Origin of the sequence: Kribbella monticola, from assembly GCF_003261635.1 — a bacterium.
GTDB classification, from domain to species: Bacteria; Actinomycetota; Actinomycetes; order Propionibacteriales; family Kribbellaceae; genus Kribbella; species Kribbella monticola.
In genome coordinates, this window is the sequence record NZ_QFXK01000029.1 from 406,799 (window position 1) to 421,357 (window position 14,559).

At 67.1% G+C, this 14,559-nt stretch carries 13 protein-coding genes and 1 tRNA gene; 10 read left to right on the plus strand and 4 right to left on the minus strand.

Annotated elements, in window-relative coordinates; all coding sequences use genetic code 11:
* Together DIZ26_RS15755 and DIZ26_RS15760 are read left to right on the plus strand one after the other, a co-directional pair.
* Positions 1-546 (plus strand): kinase, encoded by a 546-nt coding sequence (locus DIZ26_RS15755; protein ID WP_112241866.1) that lies wholly within the window; start codon positions 1-3, stop codon positions 544-546.
* Between the two features lie 10 nt (positions 547-556).
* Positions 557-1,090: a YciI family protein gene (locus DIZ26_RS15760; protein WP_112241868.1), complete on the plus strand. Its 534-nt coding sequence runs from the start codon at positions 557-559 to the stop codon at positions 1,088-1,090.
* A gap of 20 nt (positions 1,091-1,110) precedes the next feature.
* On the opposite strand, the gene DIZ26_RS15765 is transcribed toward DIZ26_RS15760, so the two are convergent.
* Positions 1,111-1,482, minus strand: coding sequence for a hypothetical protein (locus DIZ26_RS15765; RefSeq protein WP_112241870.1), 372 nt, complete (start codon positions 1,480-1,482; stop codon positions 1,111-1,113).
* A gap of 350 nt (positions 1,483-1,832) precedes the next feature.
* Here DIZ26_RS15765 and DIZ26_RS15770 point away from each other — a divergent pair, with 350 nt between their 5' ends.
* Positions 1,833-3,707, plus strand: a complete 1,875-nt coding sequence (locus tag DIZ26_RS15770) for a phosphoenolpyruvate carboxykinase (GTP) (protein WP_232828369.1) — start codon at positions 1,833-1,835, stop codon at positions 3,705-3,707.
* A gap of 47 nt (positions 3,708-3,754) precedes the next feature.
* Here DIZ26_RS15770 and DIZ26_RS15775 read toward each other — a convergent pair whose 3' ends face one another.
* Positions 3,755-4,651 carry an alpha/beta fold hydrolase gene (locus DIZ26_RS15775; protein WP_112241876.1) on the minus strand — a complete coding sequence of 299 codons (897 nt, stop codon included), beginning with the start codon at positions 4,649-4,651 and terminating at the stop codon, positions 3,755-3,757.
* Between the two features lie 212 nt (positions 4,652-4,863).
* Here DIZ26_RS15775 and DIZ26_RS15780 point away from each other — a divergent pair, with 212 nt between their 5' ends.
* The 3 genes from DIZ26_RS15780 (at position 4,864) to DIZ26_RS15790 (ending at position 8,528) form a co-directional block, all read left to right on the plus strand.
* Positions 4,864-7,137 (plus strand): beta-L-arabinofuranosidase domain-containing protein, encoded by a 2,274-nt coding sequence (locus DIZ26_RS15780; protein ID WP_232828370.1) that lies wholly within the window; start codon positions 4,864-4,866, stop codon positions 7,135-7,137.
* A gap of 78 nt (positions 7,138-7,215) precedes the next feature.
* Positions 7,216-7,635: a PPOX class F420-dependent oxidoreductase gene (locus tag DIZ26_RS15785; protein ID WP_112241878.1), complete on the plus strand. Its 420-nt coding sequence runs from the start codon at positions 7,216-7,218 to the stop codon at positions 7,633-7,635.
* Complete coding sequence (locus DIZ26_RS15790) at positions 7,632-8,528, plus strand: LLM class flavin-dependent oxidoreductase (protein ID WP_112241880.1); 897 nt, start codon at positions 7,632-7,634, stop codon at positions 8,526-8,528. Before DIZ26_RS15785 ends, DIZ26_RS15790 begins: the two co-directional genes overlap by 4 nt.
* A gap of 176 nt (positions 8,529-8,704) precedes the next feature.
* Here the strand turns inward: DIZ26_RS15790 and DIZ26_RS15795 are convergent.
* A tRNA-Ser gene (locus DIZ26_RS15795) sits at positions 8,705-8,794 on the minus strand.
* A gap of 374 nt (positions 8,795-9,168) precedes the next feature.
* On the opposite strand from DIZ26_RS15795, the gene DIZ26_RS15800 reads away from it, so the two are divergent.
* From DIZ26_RS15800 to DIZ26_RS15810, 3 genes are read left to right on the plus strand one after another with little or no spacing between them, the layout of a single operon-like run.
* Entirely contained in the window at positions 9,169-10,578 is a 1,410-nt protein-coding gene (locus DIZ26_RS15800; RefSeq protein ID WP_232828371.1) for an LCP family protein, read from the plus strand.
* Between the two features lie 52 nt (positions 10,579-10,630).
* Positions 10,631-11,089, plus strand: coding sequence for a hypothetical protein (locus DIZ26_RS15805; protein ID WP_112241884.1), 459 nt, complete (start codon positions 10,631-10,633; stop codon positions 11,087-11,089).
* Positions 11,090-11,126: 37 nt separating this feature from the next.
* Complete coding sequence (locus tag DIZ26_RS15810) at positions 11,127-12,086, plus strand: acetylxylan esterase (RefSeq protein WP_112241886.1); 960 nt, start codon at positions 11,127-11,129, stop codon at positions 12,084-12,086.
* Between the two features lie 90 nt (positions 12,087-12,176).
* Here the strand turns inward: DIZ26_RS15810 and DIZ26_RS15815 are convergent, their stop codons facing one another.
* Entirely contained in the window at positions 12,177-13,040 is an 864-nt protein-coding gene (locus DIZ26_RS15815) for an HIRAN domain-containing protein (RefSeq protein WP_112241888.1), read from the minus strand.
* A gap of 230 nt (positions 13,041-13,270) precedes the next feature.
* Between DIZ26_RS15815 and ilvA the strand changes: the two genes are divergently transcribed.
* Complete coding sequence (gene ilvA / locus DIZ26_RS15820; RefSeq protein WP_112241890.1) at positions 13,271-14,554, plus strand: threonine ammonia-lyase IlvA; 1,284 nt, start codon at positions 13,271-13,273, stop codon at positions 14,552-14,554.
* Positions 14,555-14,559: the final 5 nt, after the last annotated feature.

Genomic DNA, 14,559 nt, shown 5'->3' on the forward strand with positions numbered 1-14,559 from the left:
ATGATTGGGGACGCCACCACCCGGCTCGTCGTACTGCGTGGGAACTCGGGATCAGGCAAGTCGACGACGGCTCAGGAGCTCCGGAAGCGCATCGGGCGCGGAGTCGCCTGGATCGAGCAGGACTACCTGCGGCGGATCCTACTGAGGGAGCACGACCGCCCGGATGCCCCGAACATCGGGTTGATCGACCAGACCACGCGCTACGCGCTCGACCACGGCTACCACGTAGTACTGGAAGGCATTTTCTACAGCCCGACGTACGGCGAGATGCTTCGCCGGCTCATCGCGGATCACGCGGGCGTCACCGGGGTGTACTACTTCCAGCTCGCCTTCGACGAGACGATCCGCCGCCACGCAACGCGCGAACTGTCGAAGGTCGTCAACGCCGAGCAGATGCGCGATTGGTATCAGCCGGGCGACCTTCTCGGGGTAGCGGGTGAGCAAGTCGTCGACGCAGCCAGCAGCCTCGACGACACTGTCGAGCGTGTCGTCAGCGACCTCGCCTGGACCACCGGCGGAACCGTCGCCGACCCCGTCGAGGATTAGGGTCCGAGCCATGGAGTACTTCGTCTACGGACGCGACCGGGCCGGTGCCGACGAGGTCAAGGTGCGGCTGGTGGAGGAGCACTGGACCTTCATGGACGGGTACGCCGAACAGCTGATCGCGCGCGGCCCGACCTTGACCGGCCACGACGAGGACGCCGAGTCGACGGGCAGTCTCCACATCGTCGACCTTCCGGATCTCGAAGCCGCCAAGGCGTTCGTGCACAACGATCCGTACTACGTCGCAGGCGCGTTCGAGTCGGTCGAGCTCTACCGCTTCACCAACACCTCCGGCCGCACGATGTGGGAATTCGCCGACCCGACCGAGGGCTACCACCGCTTCCTCGTGATCGCCCTGGGCGACTCCCTCCCCGCGCCACCCGCCTCAAAGCACCTCATCGTCTACGGCCAGCTCCTGACCCTCGACACCGAAGCCCCGCTCGGCTGGGCCGCCACCGTCGAAGCCCCGACCGAGCAAGCGGCAGCCGCCCTCCTCGCCGCGAACACCCCCGAAGCCCACCCCTGGACCTTCGGCGGCCGACGCTGAGCAGAACCATCTGAAGACGCTCAGGTGGGGATGCTCTTCGGCCACCAGGGTGGGACGTTGGCGGGGCAGAGGTGGGCCGGCGTGAAGGTGGGGGTGCCGGCCCAGGAGTAGAGGGCCAGGTCGGCGATGGTGATCGCGATCGCGGCGGCCAGCAGGGCGGTGAAGAAGCCCTGGCCTTTGCGGGAGAAGCGGTAGACGAAGTTGAACAGGACCAGGTTCACCACGAACGCCACCGGGACGCCCACGAACAGCAGGGTGGGGCCGTTGCCGACCCCGTTGAGGTGGACTCCGCACGCCTTCCACGACCTCGAGGTCAGCACCAGGAGCCCGAAGCCGGCGCTACCGCCGACGACCAGGGTCAGGAACGACTCGAACTTGCTGCCTTTCGCCATGTCGTCACGGTAGGCGAAGCGACGGCCAAGCCCGGCGAAACGCCCACCGGCTCGCCCGATCACAGCGAGTTGCCCCGGCGGACCGGAGTTTTTGACGTGGAAAGCGATTGTCGGCGGAAATCTGTGACGGGCCTCACGCACCAGCGGTTCTCAACACGCCACCGGGTCGCGTACCGTTAGTACCACTTGCACACTGGTATACGCCCACCGGGCACACTGGTCTGCGAGGGACACACACCGCCAGCCAGCTGAATCGAACCGCCGGAGACCCCGGCGGCCGACGTCGTACCCCCTCAACGGCGAGGGGGACCAGCGCCGCCGGGACGATCGCGAGAGGGAATGAGCCGCCGATGACGACAACCGCCAGCCCTGCCCATACCGAGACTGCCCTCAGTGTCGAGAGCCCGGTCACCCCGCCGACATTCGACCTGAGCGACGCCCCGACTGAGCACGCGGGCCTGCTGGCCTGGGTTGCCGAGGTTGCCGAACTCACCCAGCCCGACCGGATCCACTGGGTCGACGGATCCGACGCCGAGTACGCGAAGCTGACCGACGAGCTGATCGCCGCCGGTACGCTGGTCCGGCTGAACGACGAGAAGAAGCCGAACTCGTTCTGGGCCCGCACGGACCCCTCCGACGTCGCTCGCGTCGAGCAGCGCACGTTCATCTGTTCGGTCGACGAGGCCGACGCCGGCCCGACGAACAACTGGATGGCGCCGGCCGAGATGAAGGCGCTGATGACGGACCTGTACCGCGGCAGCATGCGCGGGCGGACCCTGTACGTCGTGCCGTTCTGCATGGGCCCGCTGACCGCCGAGAAGCCGATGTTCGGCGTCGAGATCACCGACTCGGCGTACGTCGTCGCCTCGATGCGGATCATGGCCCGCACCGGCGCCGAAGTACTGGCCAAGATGGGCAGCGACGCGAAGTTCGTCCCGTGCCTGCACTCGGTCGGCGCGCCGTTGGCTCCCGGTCAGCAGGACGTGCCGTGGCCGTGCAACGACGAGAAGTACATCGTCCAGTTCCCCGAGGAGCGGATGATCTGGTCGTACGGCTCCGGGTACGGCGGTAACTCTCTGCTGGGCAAGAAGTGCTACTCGCTGCGGATCGCCTCGGCGATGGCGCGCGACGAGGGCTGGCTCGCCGAGCACATGCTGATCCTGAAGCTGATCTCGCCGGAGAAGAAGGTCCACTACATCGCGGCCGCGTTCCCGAGCGCGTGCGGCAAGACCAACCTGGCGATGCTCGACCCGACCCTGGAGGGCTGGGAGGTCGAGACGCTGGGCGACGACATCGCCTGGATGCGGTTCGGCGAGGACGGCCGCCTCTACGCGCAGAACCCGGAGTACGGCCTGTTCGGCGTCGCTCCCGGTACCGGCTGGAAGACCAACCCCAACGCGATGCGCACGATCGAGAAGGGCAACTCGCTCTTCACCAACGTCGCGTTGACCGACGACGGTGACGTCTGGTGGGAGGGCTACTCGCAGACCCCGCCGAACCACCTGACCGACTGGAAGGGCCGCGAGTGGACGCCGGAGTCCGGCGAACTCTCCTCGCACCCGAACAGCCGGTTCTGTACTCCGATCAAGCAGTGCCCGATCATCGCCGACGAGTACGAGGACCCCAACGGCGTACCGATCTCCGCGATCCTCTTCGGCGGGCGCCGGGCCACCACGGTCCCGCTCGTGACCGAGGCGCGCGACTGGGCGCACGGTGTGTTCATGGGCGCGACGCTGTCGTCGGAGACCACCGCGGCCGCGGTCGGCCAGGTCGGCGTCGTACGGCGTGACCCGATGGCCATGTTGCCGTTCATCGGCTACAACGCCGGTGACTACCTGAACCACTGGATCACCGTCGGTAAGGACAACGACGCGTCCAAGCTGCCGAAGATCTTCTACGTCAACTGGTTCCGCAAGGACGAGGCCGGCAAGTTCGTCTGGCCGGGCTTCAGCGAGAACGGCCGGGTGCTCAAGTGGGTGATCGACCGGCTCGAAGGCCAGGCAGCCGCGGTCGAGACCCCGATCGGCCGCGTACCGACCGTCGACTCGCTGGACGTGACCGGGCTGGACCTGAGCGTCGAGGCGCTGCAGACGGCGCTGAACGTCGACGCCGAGGAGTGGAAGGCCGAGATCCCGCTGATCGAGGAGTGGTTCACCAAGCTCGGCGACAAGGTCCCGGCAGCCCTCAAGCTCGAACTGGACACCTTGAAGGACCGCCTCGGCTGACCCGAGCAGCCAACCCTCGTACTACGAAAGGCACTGAAGCGCCCCGGTCACGATCCCGGGGCGCTTCGCCCGTTCTGGCCGTAGACCTTGGCGAGGAACTCGTCGACCAGGCCGGCGACCTGCTCCAGATGCGTCTCGAGCAACCAGTGACCTCCGTCGAGCAAGTGGATCTCGGCCGTCGGGAGATCGCGACGATAGGCCGTCGCCGCTCCGGCCGGCATGTAACCGTCGTTGATGCCCCACACAACCAGCGCAGGCGGCTGCTCCCGCCGCAGGTATTCCTGTTCGCGCTCGAACCAGTCCAGCGTGCTCGGCTGGTCACGGAGCAGCCGCACCAAGGCGTCGCGCCGACCGTACCGCTCGACCAGCGCCCATGAGTGGGTCCACAGGTCCGGACTGACCCGATCCACGAGCTCGTCCGGAAGTTCACCGACGAACTCGCCCCGGAATCCCTCTTCGCTCACCGCCGCAGCGACCGCCTGGATCCGTTCCTCCGTCGGATCGGCCCACATCTCCTTCAGCGGCTGGTACTTCGGACCGTGCTGGTCCTCGTAGATGTCGCCGTTCTGGAACACCAGTCCGGCGACCCGTTCGGGCGCGCTCATCGCGAGTCGTAGCCCGAACTGCGAGCCGTAGTCGTGCAAGTAGACGACGTACCTGCTCAGCTCCAACTGATCCACGAACCTCTCCAGGTATGCCGCGTAGGCGTCGAACGTGTAACCGAACGACTCCACGGAAGGGGTGTCGCTGTAGCCGAAGCCCGGGTGATCCGGCGCGATCAAGCGCCACTCCCTTGCAAGCCGAGGGAGCAAGTTGCGAAACTGCAGGGAGGACGACGGATACCCGTGCGGGAGCAGCAGGACCGGTGCTTCCGGATCCCCTGCCTCGCGGTAGAAGATCCTCATCCCGTCCAGCTCCAGCCAACGATGTCTGACCGAGCTCATGGGGTAACTCCCTTCAGGTGGCCTATCGTCGGTCGCGTCGGCGACTCAGTACCCAAGTCAGCAGATCAGCCACGTCACCTCCGTCGAAGGGACGCCCCGCCGTGACTTCCTCGCAGCCACTCTCGCCGCTACCGGCGACGACGGTCAGCCAATCGATGCCTCCGGCAACGAGAGGCGGACACTACGTCCCCCATCGAGCGCCCCTGCAACCCGTGCCGTTCCAGAAGTTGCCGCCGGGCGCGATCGAGCCGCGCGGCTGGCTGGCGCACCAACTCGAGCTGCAGGTGCACGGACTCTGCGGCCGGTACGACGAGATCTCAGACTTCCTCGACTACAGCTCGAACGGCTGGGTCGATCCGGCGAAGGGTGCCTGGGAAGAACTCCCGTACTGGTTGCGCGGGCTCGGCGATCTCGGCTACGTCACGGGCGACGCCGCAGTACTGGCCAAGACCGAGCGATGGATTCACGGCATCCTCGCGACACAGGCCGCGGACGGGTGGTTCGGGCCGGAGCGGTTGCGGACGTCGTTGGAGAACGGGCCGGACTTCTGGCCCGGAATGCCTTTGCTGGCAGCGTTCCGGTCCTGGTACGAGCACTCCGGCGACGAGCGGGTGATCCCGTTCATGACGCGCTATCTGCAGTTCCAGAACACTCAGCCGGCCGAGGTATTCAACCGGTCCTGGGGTGCGTTCCGCTGGGGCGACAACATCGACAGCGCGTACTGGTTGTACAACCGCACCGGCGATGCGTGGCTGCTCGACCTGGTCCACAAGATGCACGCAGGATCGGCCGACTACACCGATGGCATTCCCACCTGGCACAACGTGAATCTCGCGCAAGGGTTCCGGGAGCCCTTGCAGTACGGGCTGCTCGCCCGCGACGAGAAGTACCGGGCGGCGACGTACCGGAACTACTCGACCATCATGGGACTGTACGGACAGTTCCCCGGCGGTGGGTTCGCAGGCGATGAGAACTCGCGGCCCGGGTTCGGCGACCCGCGGCAGGGTTTCGAGACCTGCGGGATCGTCGAACTGATGCACACGTTCGAACTGCTGACCCGCTTCACCGGCGACACCGACTGGACCGACCGGTGCGAGGAACTCGCGTTCAATTCACTGCCCGCGTCGTACGATCCGCGCCAGCAGGTCATGCACTACATCACCTGCGCCAACAGCGTGCAGCTGGACGACACGGTGAAACACGGCCAGTTCCAGAACGGCTTCGCCATGCAGGCTTACAAGTACGGCGTACATCAGTACCGCTGCTGCCCGCACAACTACGGCATGGGCTGGCCGTACTACGCCCAAGAGCTGTGGTTGGCGACGACGGACAACGGCTTGGCGGCCTCCATGTACGCCGCCAGCAAGGTCACCGCCAAGGTCGGCCCTGGCAGCGGGACCGAGGTCAGTGTCGTACAGGAGACGGAGTACCCGTTCGACGAGACGATCACGTTCACGGTGCAGGCGCCGCACAGCACACGTTTTCCGTTGTACCTCCGCATCCCTGGCTGGGCGTCGGAGGTGTCGGTGTCGATCAACTCGACCCGCACGACGGTGCCGGCGCAGGGCGGTTGGATCAGGCTCGACCGGAGCTGGCACCCGGGAGATCGCGTCGAGCTGACTCTGCCGATGCGGATAACCACCCGCACCTGGACGGAACAACAGAACACGATTTCCGTGCACCGCGGGCCGCTGACCTATTCACTGGCGATCGACGAACGGTACGAGGTGATCGGCGGAACCGCCGAGTGGCCCGAACTGGCCGTCTACCCGGAATCCCTTTGGAACTACGGCTTGGTGGGCGGTCGGGAGTTCGAGGTTGTTCGGCGGAGGGTGCCGGAAGGGGCCGATCCGTTTACTCGGGAAGGGACTCCGGTGGAGTTGAAGGCGCGTGCGCGGCGGATCGTGGAGTGGGAGACCGACAGCGAGGACGTCGTCGGTCTGTTGCAGCCCAGCCCGGCACGGTCGGGCCAGCCGGTCGAGGACATCACCCTGATCCCGATGGGGGCCGCCCGGCTGCGGATCAGCTCGTTCCCCACCGTGGCGCCGGACGGCATCCAATGGCGGCGCCGGACCCGCGTCACGGCGTCACACGTGAACGACGGCGACTCGCTCGAAGCAGCAGACGACGGCCGTGACCCGGTGTCGTCCGCGGATCAGTCGATTCCGCGCTTCACCTGGTGGGATCGCCGGGGGACGACGGAGTGGATCGAGTACGACCTCCGCGAGAGCCGGGAGATCTCGCAGGCTTCGGTGTACTGGTTCGACGACACCGGCTCCGGGCAGTGCCGGGTGCCCTCGTCCTGGCGGGTCCTCTGGCTGGACGGAGACACCTGGCGACCTGTCGACCAACCCACGCAGTACGGCGTACTGCCCGATGCTTTCAACACCGTGCGCTTCACACCCGTGCAAGCGCAGCACCTTCGCGTCGAGGCTGTTCTGCGGCAAACGTTTTCGGGCGGCATCCTCAGCCTTCGGTTCAGCTGACCGACCCGGCCGGAGTTCCGCCGACGGCAGACGAAACAGGGCTGCCGTCGGCGCGGTCGGGCGCGTAGTTTGGCCGACATGGTGATTCCGGAGAGTGCGCGAGAAGTACTGGAGTCGGATGCGCTGGGGCATCTGGTGACGATCAACCCGGACGGCAGTCCACAGGTGTCGGTGATCTGGGTCGGGCTGGACGGTGACGAGATCATCGCCGCGCACGTTCCGGAGCATCGCAAGGTGAAGAACATGCGCCGGGACGGGCGGGTCGTGCTTTCGCTCGAGACCGACCGGAAGAACGAGATGGGCCTGGTCGAGTACCTGGTGATCACCGGTACCGCGCGGATCACCGAGGGCGGGGCGGTGGAGATCCTGCGGAAGCTGGCCAAGACGTACATCGGACCGGACGCGGACTTCCTGCCGGGTGACGATCTGCCCGCCGGGTTCGTCACGCACATCACGGTGGACAAGATCTCCGGCGTCGGGCCGTGGGTGAAGGCATGAAGATCGGCGTGATGCTTCCGGTCGGCGACACCGAGGGACCGACGGGCGGAGTACCGAGGTGGGCTGATGTACGCGCGATCGCCGAGGCCGTGGAGAACAACGGGCTCGACTCGGTGTGGCTCGCGGACCACTTCTTGTACCGGCCGGGTGGGGACGATCCCCGGACGTACGGGATCCACGAGGCGTGGACGCTGCTGAGCGGGGTCGCCGCGGTGACCGAGCGGATCGAGCTGGGGACGATGGTGCTGTGTGCGTCCTTCCGGGACCCGGGGCTGACGGCGAAGATGGCGGCGACGCTCGATCTGATGTCGGGTGGGCGGGTGATCCTCGGCGTCGGGGCCGGCTGGCACGACCCGGAGTACGAGGCTTTCGGGCTGCCGACGGATCACCGGGTGGGGCGGTTCGCGGAGTGGCTGGAGATCGTGGCCCGGCTGGTGCGGAAGGAGAACGTCACCTTCGACGGGAAGTACCACCAGGTGCGGGATGCCGAGTTGCTGCCGGCGCCGGAGCGGGAGATTCCGATCCTGGTGGCCGCGCGACGGCCGCGGATGCTGGAGCTGACCGCGCGCTGGGCCGATGCGTGGAACACGGCGTGGTTCGGGGTCGTGGACGATCGGGTGAAGGAGCGGCTGGCCGAGTTGAAGACCGCGACCGAAGCGAGCGATCGGCCGGAGGGCGCTGTCGCGAGGACGGTCGGGATCGTCGTACAGGACCCCGACCAGCCTGCGATCGACGAGCCCAGCCCGTCGGCGGTGGACGGGTCGGTGGAGGAACTGGCGGCGGCGCTGCGGGAGTACGAGGAGCTGGGTGTCGACCACCTGATCGTCGCTGTGGAACCGGTCACACCACGATCGGTCGAGAGACTTGCGGAGGCCGCTCGGCGTCTTGGGTAGGCGCGAGCTGTACGACGTACTTCGGACGGTGGGCGAGGTCGGGGGAACTGGCGGAAGTGGCCGGGTCGGTCGGAGCCGGCGGCGAGAGCCGGCTGCGCCTCGCGAAATTCTCGCCGCCTCCACACACGAGAAGGCCCCCAAGCTCGCCTACGCGGCTTGGGGGCCTTCTATTTGTGCGGAGGCGGCGAGATTTGAACTCGCGAGAGGGGTTTACCCTCAACCCGCTTAGCAGGCGGGCGCCATCGACCGGACTAGGCGACGCCTCCTCCGACGGACCCCCGAGAGGGCTCGACGACGACCAAGACTATCCGGACAGCGGCTCAGCGGCAAAGTGGGGGACGGACTGGCTGGGAGTGTCGCCCCGGTGCCCTGTAATCTGGCCGGAATCGACGGGGGTCGAGGTCAACCAAGGAGGCCGTAGCGGCGTCTGATGTATCGAGGACCGGTCCCGACCGGCCCGGAACCGCCGCCACGTCGTCGATCAGGGAACGGAGCCATGTCGCGGAGTACTCGCGCAGCTGGACGCAGGTCCGCGCCAAGAGGTAGCCGATCACGTCACAAGGCGCACCGGGCCCGGACTGCCTCGAAGGCCATCGGACTGACCCTGGTCAGCGCGCTCATCCCAGGCTCCGGCTTCGTGATGGGCGGGCGCACCAAGCTCGGTGCGTTCATCATCACGCTCAGCGTCGGCCTGCTCGGCCTGGCGGCGTACATCGGCCTGACCCACCGCGACTCGGTCGTCGAGCTCGCCGTCGACCCGAGCCGGCTGCTGATCGCGACCGCTGTCGTCGTGCTGCTCGGGTTCTGCTGGATCTGCATCGTCGTCTCGTCGCACAAACTGCTCCGCCCGGTCAGTGTGAGCGCGGTCGGCCGGCTGGCCGGATCCGCCTTCGTCGGGCTGCTCTGCTTCGGTATCGCCGTACCGACCACCGTCGCCGCGCAGACCGTGATGGCCCAGCGCGACCTGGTCGGCAACGTGTTCCAGTCCGAGGGCAACTCCAAGAGCGCGACCCGGCCGAAGGTGAACAAGAAGGACCCGTGGGCGAACACCCCGCGGCTGAACATCCTGCTGCTCGGCGCGGACGACGGCGTCGGCCGCGAGGGCACCCGGACCGACACGGTGATGGTCGCCAGCATCGACACCAAGACCGGTGACACGAAGCTGATCTCGCTGAGCCGGAACTTCATGCGGATGCCGTTCCCGGAGGACTCGCCGCTGCACAAGTTCTACCCGACCGGCTTCTGGGACCCCGATCTCGGCAACGTGGAGCAGTCGGAGTTCTACCTCGACGCGATGTACCGCAACATCCCGCTCGCGCACCCGCACGTGCTCGGCCCGTCGGACAACGAGGGCGCGGACGTGCTCAAGGTGTCGGTCGGTGAGGCGATGGGTCTCAAGATCGACTACTACATGCAGGTCAACCTGCAGGGCTTCGAGCAGATCATCGACGCGCTCGGCGGCATCACGGTCAACATCAACTACAAGGTGCCGATCGGCGGCGACTACAAGGGTCCCGGGTCGGCCGACGACATCCTCCCCAGCCGCTACCTGCAGCCCGGCCCGAACCAGCACCTGAACGGCCACGACGGGCTGTGGTTCGCCCGCGGCCGGTACGGGCTGAGCGACCCGTCGCGACAGGAGCGGCAGCGCTGCACGATCCACGCGATCGTGAACAGCGCCAACCCGTCCGCGCTGGTGACGAAGTACCAGCAGATCGCGTCGGCGAGCAAGAAGCTGCTCCGGACCGACATCCCGCAGGAGATCCTGCCGGCCTTCATCGATCTCGGCATGAAGGTCAAGAACGCGAACGTGTCGAACGTCGACCTGGACAAGAGCAAGAACTTCCCGAGCGGGAAGAACCCGAACTACGAGGCGATGCGCGAGATCGTCAAGAACGCGCTCGAGACGAAGACCAGGCCGGTCGCCTCGACCCCGTCCAGCACCCCGACCAAGAAGCCGGGCAGCACCAAGACCACCACGACCAAGCCCCCGGCCGGCGGCACGGAGAACCTCAAGGACGCCTGCGCCTACCACCCGGTCAACCCGTAACCGAAGGCCACCCGGTCGATCCGTAGCCGGGTGGCGCTGGGATGCTGTGGGGATGCGTACGTCGTACCGGATGCGGGCGGGGCGGTTTGTCGGAATACTCGCCGCGGGGTTGATCGTTCTCGGGGTGGCCGCGATCGTCTGGGCCGTGGGGCTGCCGGACGTCGTGGTGGCAGTGTTCCTCACCTTGGGTGGGCTGGTTGTGCTCGCGGGCCTGTGGATTCTCGCCTTCCCACCCGTACTGGTGAAGCTGGGCACCAACGACGTCGCAGTACGGGGTCTGAAGACCGAGTGGGCCGAGATCACCGAGGTCGGGCGGGTGGACACCACTCAGGGGCCGGCTGTCGCGCTGCGGACCAAGCAGAAGGACGGGACGATCATGATCCCGCTCCGCTGGCTGGCGCCGGGCAAGGCGGACAAGCTCGAGAAGGAGCTGCGGGACCGGCTCAACACGGCAAACGGTTACACCATGTGGGACGGCACTGCCCCCGACGACGCGGATCACCCAGAATAGGCAGCGGTTCATCCGCTTGATCTTTGGGAGTCCGGCTGTGCTTTCGTTCGAGATGTCGTCCGAGGAACTGACCGCCTACCAGGGCACCAACCCGCGCCCCGACGACTTCGACCAGTTCTGGGACAAGGCTCTGGCCGAACTCGACGGCACCGACCCCGAGACGGTCTTCGAGCCCGCCACCGACTTCCCGCTGCCGTTCGCGCGCGCCGAGCACCTGTACTTCACCGGCACCGGCGGCTACCGGGTGCACGCCAAGGTGATCCGCCCGGAGAACCCGACCGGCCCGGCCGTGCTGATGTTCCACGGGTACGGCGGTGAGCAGCCCAAGTGGATCGACCTGATCCCGTACGCCGCGAGCGGGTTCACCATCGCCGCTCTGGACGTGCGCGAGCAGGTCGCGTTCCGCACCCCGTCGCAGCAGCCGAACAGCTTCTCGCTGCGCAACCACCTGGTCGAGGGCCTCGACGGCGGGCCGGACAGCCTGCTCTACAAGCACGTCTTCCTCGACACCCGGCGGCTGGCCGACATCATCCGCGGCCTGCCCGAAGTGGACGCCGCGCGCGTCGCCACCACCGGCTGGAGCCAGGGCGGCGGGCTGAGCCTGGTCGCGGCCGCGCTGACCCCGGAGATCAAGTACACCGCGAGCGTCTTCCCGTTCCTGACCGACTACCGCCGCGCCTGGGACCTGAACCTCGGCACGGACCCGTACGGCGAGATCACCACCTGGTTCCGCAAGCGCGATCCCCGGCACCTGCGCGAGGACGAGGTCTTCACCACCCTCGGCTACATCGACGTGCAGCACCTCGCACCGCGCATCCAGGCCGAGGTCACCCTGTACGTCGGCCTCGAGGACGAGACCTGCCCGCCCTCCACCCAGTACGCCGCCTACAACAAGCTCACCTCGCCGAAGGAGCTCCGCCTCTACCCGGACTTCGGCCACGACGACCTGCCCGGTGCGATGGACGAGATCTACCAGCAGATCGGCGCCAAACTCTGACGCCGATCTGCCGGCTCCGCCCGAGCCCTTGGTAGACCCGCATCACCCGCCACCACCTGGTTGGTGAGTACTGCGCGTCCGCCGTGAGCTTCAGTTGGCCTCTTTACCCGCCCAGTAGTGCCACGCCGGTGCTGCCACTGGGGATCGGGTCAGACCGTCCGGCCAGGTCGCCGGCAGGTCGTGACTCCGGGCTGCGTGCAAGATCACCTCCGATGCTGTCCGATCACCGCGCACAGTGACCCGGGCGGCCGTCTCGGCCCGCATGTCGGCCAGGTAGTGGACGGCCGGCAGGAACTCGGCACTGAGCCGAGGGCTGAGCCGGCCGACCGGTTCGTCGTCCAGCCTGATCTCCACCACCATCCGGTTCCGGTCGGCGAAGGTGTCCTCCTCCTCGACCGCGTGCAGCGTGGCGTACGCCCAGCACTCGCCTTCCGGCCGGAAGAACGGTGCCAGCACCTCCGGATGCACCTCACTGCCCGGTACGACGATGCCGCTGCCCATCGGCAGCAGTTGATAGCTCCCCGGTGGTGGGAGGTTCACCGGGACCAGCATGTGCGGCTGCCCGAGAGCGACCGCGACGCTGGCGTGGAACTCCGTACCGTTGCTCTTGCCCTCCCAAGCGGCCGGTTCCCATTCACTGACCCACAGATGGCACGGGACCTGCGGCTGCAGGCCTTGCGCCACCAGCTCGGACAGCACCGGGTGGTACCGGTGTGCGTCCTCCCTCGGCAGATAGCCGACGGTCCTGCCGTGTACCCGTACTGCGATCGACCGCGGGTCGAACCGGTTGTGTGGCTCCGGGACGAGATCCGCGTCCGTGTCCAGATCTGCGCCACGCGCCGGGATGGGATCAGGAAACAGGCTGCGAATCGCCTGCTCGTGCGGGGCTTCCCGGACGACTTCCTGGCCACACCACAACGCGTCTCCCCACAGACTGAACGGAATCGATTCCATAGCTGCCCTCCAGTCCCCGTTGACCGGTTTACTCGGCTCATCCCGTCCAGGACCCTGGGCGTTACACCGAGTGAGCGTATGAAAACTAGACTGCCCAGTAACGACCTGTTTCACGCATGAAAAAGGACCTTGTTTCCCAACGGTGTCCGGCGGTCCGTACTTTGGACGGAGCGCGTCTTGTGCAGTGAGCGAAATGGTAAGAATCGTGCAGATGCACGGGAAGGAAGCTCATGCAGGGCAGTAATGCAGAAGCTGATTCAGTCGCTCGATCAACCGTCGACGCGGCCGCGATCGAGGCTGCGGTCCGCCGGTTGGAAGGCGTCGCTGTGCGTACTCCGTTGCAGCGCAACTCGCGGCTTTCGGAGCGGATCGGCGCCGAGGTCTGGCTGAAACGCGAGGACCTGCAGACCGGCCGTTCGTACAAGTTGCGCGGGGCCTACAACCTGATTGCTCAACTGGATGATGTTTCCAAGAAAGCCGGTGTCGTCTGCGCCAGCGCCGGCAATCACGGCCAGGGCCTGGCGTATTCGTGTCACATGCTCGATGTGCACGGACAAGTTTTCGTACCGCGTACTACGCCGCGCCAGAAACGGGATCGGATAGCCGCACTCGGTGGTGATCAGATCCAGGTGATCGTCACCGGCGACAGCTATGACGACGCGGCCGCCGCAGCGCTCGCCGAGGCGACTCGCACCGGCGCGACCCTTGTCCCGGCCTTCGACGACCCGCGCACCGTCGCCGGTCAGGGCACCGTCGCCGTGGAGCTCGTGGATCAGCTCGGCCGCGCGCCCGACGTACTGGTGGTTCCGGTGGGTGGTGGTGGGTTGGTGGCCGGCGTCGCCACGTGGCTCAAGGAGCGGCATCCCGGCGTACGGGTGGTGGGTGTGGAGCCTGCCGGGGCGGCGAGCATGGCTGCGGCCCTGGCTGCCGGGGAGCCGGTGACCCTGCCGCACCTGGACAGCTTCGTCGACGGCGCCGCCGTACGCCGGGTCGGCGACGCGACGCTGCCGTTGGTGTCAGCGGCCGGGGTCGAGATGATGTCCGTGCCCGAGGGACTGGTGTGCTCGGAAATGCTGGAGCTCTACCAGACCGACGGGCTGATCGCGGAGCCCGCAGGCGCCCTGTCCGCGGCTGCTCTCGGCCACGGTGTCGAGGTGAAGCCGGGTGACACGGTGGTCTGTCTGCTGTCAGGCGGCAACAACGACGTCAGCCGGTACGGCGAAATCCTCGAGCGCTCGCTGGTCCACGAGGGCCTGAAGCACTATTTCCTGGTCACCTTCCCGCAGGAGCCGGGTGCGCTCAGGCAGTTCCTGGACGGCGTCCTCGGCCCGGACGACGACATCACCCTGTTCGAGTACGTGAAGCGCAACAACCGCGAGACCGGCGTCGCCCTGGTCGGCATCGAGATCGGCCGCCCGGGCGACCTCTCCGGCCTCCTCGACCGAATGGAGGCCGCCCCCCTCGACATCGAACGCATCAAACCCGACTCCGCGGAGTTCCGCTACCTCATCTGACCCTT